At 55.8% G+C, this 6,863-nt stretch carries 6 protein-coding genes; 1 reads left to right on the forward strand and 5 read right to left on the reverse strand.

What is annotated here, in order from left to right; translation table 11 throughout:
* Positions 1-1,408: 1,408 nt before the first annotated feature.
* Positions 1,409-2,461, forward strand: a complete 1,053-nt coding sequence (locus QRN34_RS15360) for a TauD/TfdA family dioxygenase (protein WP_285405758.1) — start codon at positions 1,409-1,411, stop codon at positions 2,459-2,461.
* A gap of 4 nt (positions 2,462-2,465) precedes the next feature.
* Here the strand turns inward: QRN34_RS15360 and QRN34_RS15365 are convergent, their stop codons facing one another.
* The 5 genes from QRN34_RS15365 to QRN34_RS15385 form a co-directional block, all read right to left on the reverse strand.
* Positions 2,466-3,242, reverse strand: a complete 777-nt coding sequence (locus QRN34_RS15365) for an alpha/beta fold hydrolase (protein ID WP_345782908.1) — start codon at positions 3,240-3,242, stop codon at positions 2,466-2,468.
* Positions 3,230-3,829: a hypothetical protein gene (locus QRN34_RS15370; RefSeq protein WP_285405760.1), complete on the reverse strand. Its 600-nt coding sequence runs from the start codon at positions 3,827-3,829 to the stop codon at positions 3,230-3,232. Before QRN34_RS15370 ends, QRN34_RS15365 begins: the two co-directional genes overlap by 13 nt.
* Positions 3,830-3,918: 89 nt before the next feature.
* Entirely contained in the window at positions 3,919-4,191 is a 273-nt protein-coding gene (locus QRN34_RS15375; protein ID WP_345782909.1) for an MbtH family protein, read from the reverse strand.
* Positions 4,166-5,773: an MBL fold metallo-hydrolase gene (locus tag QRN34_RS15380; protein WP_285405764.1), complete on the reverse strand. Its 1,608-nt coding sequence runs from the start codon at positions 5,771-5,773 to the stop codon at positions 4,166-4,168. The genes QRN34_RS15375 and QRN34_RS15380 overlap by 26 nt, the downstream gene beginning before the upstream one ends.
* Positions 5,770-6,863, reverse strand: a 1,094-nt coding sequence (locus QRN34_RS15385) for a thioesterase domain-containing protein (protein ID WP_285405766.1), incomplete at its 5' end; no start/stop codon positions are given. The genes QRN34_RS15380 and QRN34_RS15385, both read right to left, overlap by 4 nt.

The following is a 6,863-nucleotide window of genomic DNA, read 5'->3' on the forward strand; positions in this document are numbered from 1 at the left end:
CGTAATGCTTCCATGATTGTCGCTTTTGATACTGTCGATTAGATAATTCATATAGCGCTCTGTGGGGAGCGTATAGAGCGTGTAGCCTTTGGGAACGAAGATCGGATGGAGGATTGTCATTTTCCTTCCTTCAGCTGATCGAAGCTAAACCACTGGCTGTACGGACGCGGAGACGTCTGGGTCTGGCGATGGGTCGCGGTGTCCCTCGCAAGGGCGGCGCCCTGTTGCTGCAGTCGGGCTAGTTGATCGACAGCTTTCTGCGATCCAGTCTGAATTTCTGTACTGAACGTACATGTAGTTCACGTGCGGAAGATGCCTCAAAATGAGTTCCAGAAGCGCACGCCGCTGATCCTTGGGATCACGCTCGTTCTCGGTTGGACCAACGGCATGGCGACACCGCAGAGCTCCGCTGGCAACGGGACTGTGACGGACGCGGTCAAGAACGCGGCGAAGAACAGAGGATCCTATACTTCGGATCCGGCGATGGTGCCGCGATTTACCAATCCGGCGGCTGGGTATCGGGATCGATGATCACCCTTGTCAACCACGATAGATTACATCTATAGGTGAATCAACTCGACGCTTCGTTGCGTGCTTCCGCCTTCGGCGCAGCCCGCCTGTCTCACATTGAGGCCTCAAATACGAGCGCCTGACGAACGTTGTGCTGCGGGGCAACGAAGCAGATGCACGTCGTGAAGCGGAATCGTTCAATCAGAACGCGCCAGTTACGCTGCCGTATTAGAGTGTGAGCTTGACCGGACGACTAAACCCGAACGGGGCCACGCTGGTCAGCTGCGAGAATGCGTATTGACGTGCGCGGGCGTGGCCATTCCCGTCCGCGCCTTCCTTTGCGTCCCTGGTGCCACCGGCGCGGTGCAAGCCGTCCGATGTGCGGTGATGTAAAGGCCATCAAACGCCATGGTCGATCGGCAGCGCACGGCCTGCCGGCAGTGCCGACGCAGGTTCGCGAGGCCTCGAACGGTATGCGGATCAATTAAGCTAGTTGCGCCGCCGGGCGGCGGAGACGAATCGGCTAGACCTCTCGGTATCCCGATCGATACATTGGGCTTATCCAGAGATGCTCCCGAAAGAATCTGGACATCAACCGGCCCGGCGGGAATGGCTTCGTAGTCGTGTCGGTGCTATCGACTTTGGTTTCACGATAGGCCATCCAAACAGGCACGAGAACGAGTGCGACTAGTGTGTTCACTCGGCGCGAGAACCGCGGCCGCGGTGGGGCGGTATTGGACGTAACATTCGTGCACTCCATGCCTTTCCTTCTAGTGACAACCGTGCAGTCTTTCAAGCACACTTCTCCTCGCGTACGGTGCAAGCTTGCGAACCTGGCATTCGTCGATGTGATGCGTGTCTTGCGATGCAATGAATCGAAAATATTGAGGAGTCACCCATGAGCGATGTAGACAGTCGTAATGGAGTTGCCGAAAATCACCGGCATGCCGTCCTCCACCCTGTGGATCGCATGCCACCTTCAGTTCGCACGTTGCTTTTCGAAAACTGCCGCCTGCCGCTGATCGTCGAGCCTGTGGCTGACCGCGAAGTTCTTTCAGAGTGGGTATGCGAGCATCGAGAATTTCTCGACGCTCAACTAAATATATTCGGAGCACTGCTGTTTCGGGGCTTCGAGGCCGATGAAAATTCATTCGAAACGATCATCTCGGGCACCTCGTCCGGAGCGCTTCCGTACACTGAGCGATCATCTCCGCGAAGCCGGGTAACGGGAAATGTTTACACATCGACAGATTATCCACCTGACTACCCGATTTTTCTTCATAACGAGCAATCCTATAACCTCTCTTTTCCTCGAAAGATCTATTTCATGTGCATCGATGCGGCCGCGCGAAACGGCGCGACGCCTATTGCAGACGTCCGGCGCGTATATGCGCGGCTGCGGTCGGAAGTCGTTGCGGAGTTCGCAAAGAGGAAATACCTCTACCAGCGGCTTCTAGGTGGCGATATTGGTCTGCATTGGCATGATGTTTTTCAGACATCTGATCGAACGCAAGTTGAAGCTTATTGCCGTGAGAACGATATCGCCGTTGAATGGCTTGAGGGAGGTCGCTTACGCACGCGGCAGGTTAGGGAGACAGCGGCTAGGCACCCTGCTACGGGAGAACTATGCTGGTTTAATCATTTGACGTTCTTTCACGTGACGACGCTCCCGGAGGACATAAGGAACATTTTTACTGAACTCATGCCCGACGATGAGCTACCCAACAATACCTATTACGGCGATGGCGGGATAATCGAAGCCGACGTCCTTGCTGCACTTCGAGAAGCCTATGAGATCGAAAGCGTAGCCTTTCCTTGGCAGCGCAGTGACGTGTTGATGCTCGACAATATGACGGTAGCGCACGGTAGAGAGTCTTACGAGGGCTACCGCCGAATCTTGACGGGCTTTGCCGACTTATGTGATTGGAAAAATGTAGCTACCGGCGATTGAGGACTCACGCCACACTTTCGGAAGAACGTTTCACCTTGGCTAGAATACTCATCAACGCGGGTAGCGCATTCTCCAATTGCTCCTGCAAGAAAAAGTGGCCGCCGTCCACAATCGCAATATCCATATCCCCAAGAAAGTGGGTTTTCCAGCTGGCTAGCGTCGTGACGGGTACACTGGGATCGGCGTTGCCGACTATGACCGTGGCCGGGACGGAGATTGTGTCGTTGATTGTATTTCGGTGGGTTTCCGCGACGCGGAAGTCCGCTCGAAGCGTTGGAACGATCAACGCCATGACATCTTTATCGTTGAGCAACTCACTCGGCATCCCTTCGTATTGAGTGAGTCGTGCGACGAATTCGTCGTGAGAGAGGGGCCACATAGGCGTGGCGTCGTCGGCAAGGTGAACGGGGCGGCACCCCGACGCGATGAAGTGGGAGGGTACTAGGCGGCCCTCCGATTCTAATTTCCGGATTAGTTCGAATCCGATCCGACATCCAAGGCTGTGGCCCAGGAGCACTGAAGGGTAGTCGAGCAGCATTTCGACTACCGGCAGCAGTTCATGGAGCACCTCACTCATGGACTGCAACGGTGGTTCATTAAATCGGCTTCCTCGGCCAGGAAGCTGCACCGACCACATATCAATGTCTTCAGGTAAGTACGCGGCTAGGGATCGGAATGTATGGGCACTCCCTCCTGCGTGCGGTAGGCAGATCAATCTCCTTTCCGTACGCGCCGATCTCCTCAGCGGTACCAGCCATGGCGATAGACTCATTTCTTGCATCCCATCTCGTCATACGCCTTGAGCAGGCTCTGATTAAGGCTTCCCCCAGGCTTGTTTCGTTGCATTTCAACGGCGCTGCAATTCATGAAGTCGCCAACCTTCCGAATTGAATCCCTAATGCTGCCCGGATTCGACACTTTGATGCCCTGTACGACAGAGCCGTCCTTGTATCCTGGTAACTTGGCCGCAGAACGCGCTTGACCTGCGTCCAATGCACTGCGAAGTGAGGGGTCACCGTACGACGACGAGGGCATCGTGGTGTCCGCCGTGTCGTAACGCAATTGCGGCGGGGCGTCAGGCATCGGCGCCGGAGCCTCTACCGGTGAGGCAGCATTGGGCGGTTCGGCCTTGACGATCTTACGCGGTGCAACGTCTCGCCGGGGCGCATGGTCGGGCTTAGCTTGGGGCGGTAGAGACGTCGCTTGAGGCGGCGGCGGAGGCAAAGATCGTCGAGGCTCGATGAAATGGACCTCAAGCGCCGTAACGGTGCTTGCGGCAGCACGTTGCGTCCATTCGTAGTTGCTATTCGAACCTGCCATCAAAAATGCCAATAGAAAGACATGCATCGCGAGAACGATGCCCAACACGGTGCCGTTCTTAAGGATGTCCCTCGCTGTTCTATGCCTAGAGGCCCATAATCGTACGCCAAGCAACATTTCGCTCTTACCCCCCCGCCTTAGGAAATAGCCTCGACTAACGATTTGGGTCGCATATCGAACCAGTTCTGGTCGACGTATTCCAGGCAAGCCTGTTTTTTCTCTGGTCCGAAACACGTCGACCATCCGTGGGGAATGTCGGCAAACTCAGGCCACAACGAGTACTGTTGCTCGTCATTGATGAGGACGAGAAAGGATACGGTGTCATTGTCGAAAGGGTTGGTCATGATAGTCCTGTGTCGATGAAGGTGTTTTACAAGAGACTGTTCAATATTCAAACGTTCGGCTTCCATGGAGCCGCTCGGAGTGGATGCCCTCTGCCCGACAACGGGTGACAAATCTATCAGACTCGATGATCTGCTTGCTGTCTTTGGTGTACTCCAGGCCCGCGACGAAGCGGAGCCACGGTTCTTGCCCCATGGCATACACATAGGCTGTTTTACATTGGAGCTCCTCAACTATCGACCAAGCGCGGTCGCTATCCGAACCGGATAAGCGTCGAGATTCGTCGTCTTTGCGGTTAATAGGGGCACTAAGGTAGGGGCCGTAAAGCCATGTCAATGGGGCTCCATCGCACTCCATACCGATGAAGAGGATATCTACCGTTCCTACTAACTTGACAAGCCGTTTGTAGAGCGCCCTATCTTTGTTGTCGGAGTCTGCGAGAAACATAAATGTTTTCCCTTTTAGCTCGACGAACAAGCCTTGCTTACTGTCGATACTGAGGTCCGCGTGCTCGCCGTAAAAAGGAATACTCATCAGCCGGCCAGAAGAGAGCTCGATGGTTTCCAATGGGTCCATCACTCTCACGTTTCGATGTCCAATATGCTCGAGAACGAGCTTCATCGAAGGATCAGCCAAGCTGTGGGGATTGTTGCGTGGAATGAGGATCTGGCCAATTCGTCCACGAAGCTGGAGCAGCAATTCAATACTGAAGTGGTCCTGATGGTTGTGTGTCAGGAAGATATAGTCAATATGGTCGGGCAGGTCATGAAATGTGAGTCGGCCGTCCTCGTCATTACGGTCCCAGGCCAGGAAAGGATCAATCAAAATAGTCGATTCGGCACTCTGGACCATGACGCACGCGTGGCCGAAATAGCGCACTCGCATACCCTCGCCTTCATACGCGGTACCGTGCCGCGCAGGTGGCTCGGTGCTGAAATAGCTCCGTAGGCGCTTGGCCGATTCCTCGTCGCTGACACCCAGCGCCGAAGTGATTTCGGAGAACGGTACCCTCTCGATGCGGGCCCTCGACAGCACTGAGAAATGTTCGCTGCTGAAGGGCAGGGGAACTATCATTCTTTCGTCGGTGGGAAGGCGCGGGGTGTTGAGAAAGAAATTCCGCTTCGAGTCATCTATTCTGCTGAACGCGATTTCTTCCGCGCGAGCATCCGTCGGCCGGTCCTTATAAAGCATCTCTTCGAAGATACGAAGCGAGGGGTTCCCGTTTAGGTCATAGGTTACCTCGACCATTCCTGCGAGCGATTCCGGGAGGTTGGCGTAAACGTGGTCAAGACTATGTCCTGTCTCACCCTTGTGGAGCTGGCGATCCTGTTTAATTAGGTCCTCCGCAAGTCGAAGCAATGGCGCACCGGACTTAAGCGTGTCTTGCAGTAACTGTCTAGCAGCTATGACATCGTCTGCTTTCAATTCGAGGAAGGAGCCGCCGAGCATTCGCGGGTCGCTCGACGCGGCTTCGTGTACACGAGGATTGGTAACGAAGGAGCGAAGCATCGGAATTTGCCGATATGCGAGATTGAGCGCCAATTGCGCCGGCGAAATTAAGTGGCTCCAGGCATACCACCGATGCACGAGCGGCTCGATCTTCACATCGTCTGCCAGATAGACCATCTCGGTCTGAGCGTCAGTACTCATAGGGTTCCCTTTGTCGTTACATGTTCTGATGAGCTATGGTCCCGAAGACCCCGGTCTCGAGGAACTGTGAGGATTTCGGTAAGTCGTGCGGCAATGCGCTGGCGGTAAGGCGCGTCCAATATCGCGAAGTGGTCGGTTGGCAGCTCCGTGATCGAAAGGTCTCCTGTGATATAGGGCGCCCAGTCCGCTGGCGAAGGCGGTACGATGCCGGCAGGCGTAGCGGTCGCATGGAAAAATAGGGCGTCACCCTTAAAGACCGACGGAACGAATGTCCGGGTCAGTCGTCGACTTTCGTGAACCGACAGGAACGTGTCGCAAAGCAATTCGACATCCGCGTTAGACAGGTCCACGAGTTCTGACAACTGGCGTCTCAACGACACCATGTCGGTGCCTGGAACGAAGGCTTCAGGGGACCGGACACCAAAACCTCGTAGCAGGGCATGAAAGCTCTTCGCGTGAATGTCGGTCTCGTCATGGGTCTGTGACTGGACGTATTGCACCTCCACCGTGGGATAGGCATCGATGATCGCGAGCAGTTCAACGGTACGGCCCCGCGACTGGAGCGTTGTCGCGACGGCGTGCGCCATCATCCCCCCCACCGACCAGCCAAGCAGTCGGTACGGGCCTTGGGGTTGCTTCGTAAGAATGGCGTCGACGTGATGCGCTGCAATTGCTTGCATATCTTGGGCGTTCTCGGTCGTCGGACGTGGCATCGGCATGCCGAAGACCGGGCAATCCACAGCAAGGTGCCCCACCATTCCGGAGTAGCACCATGCCAAGTTGCCCGCGGGTGGAAAACAGAAGATCGCGTTTTCCGCACCGCCTCGTCTCAGTGGCAGCATGGCATCCAACTGCTCTGGCACGGTGGCCGAGTTGATTGATGCCGCGAGCGCGACAACGGTAGGCGCTGCGTACAACGCCCGAATCGAGAGGCTAGGATAGACGCGAGAGCGGATAAGGCCCACGAGCCGGGTGGCGAGCAGGGAGTGGCCACCGAGGTCGAAGAAGGACTCGTCGATGCCGACGGTGTCCAGACCCAGCACCTCGGCGAAGAGACCGGCGAGAATCTCTTCCTGCGGCGTGCGCGGCA

It is taken from the genome of Luteibacter sp. ME-Dv--P-043b, assembly GCF_030209605.1.
GTDB lineage: Bacteria > Pseudomonadota > Gammaproteobacteria > Xanthomonadales > Rhodanobacteraceae > Luteibacter.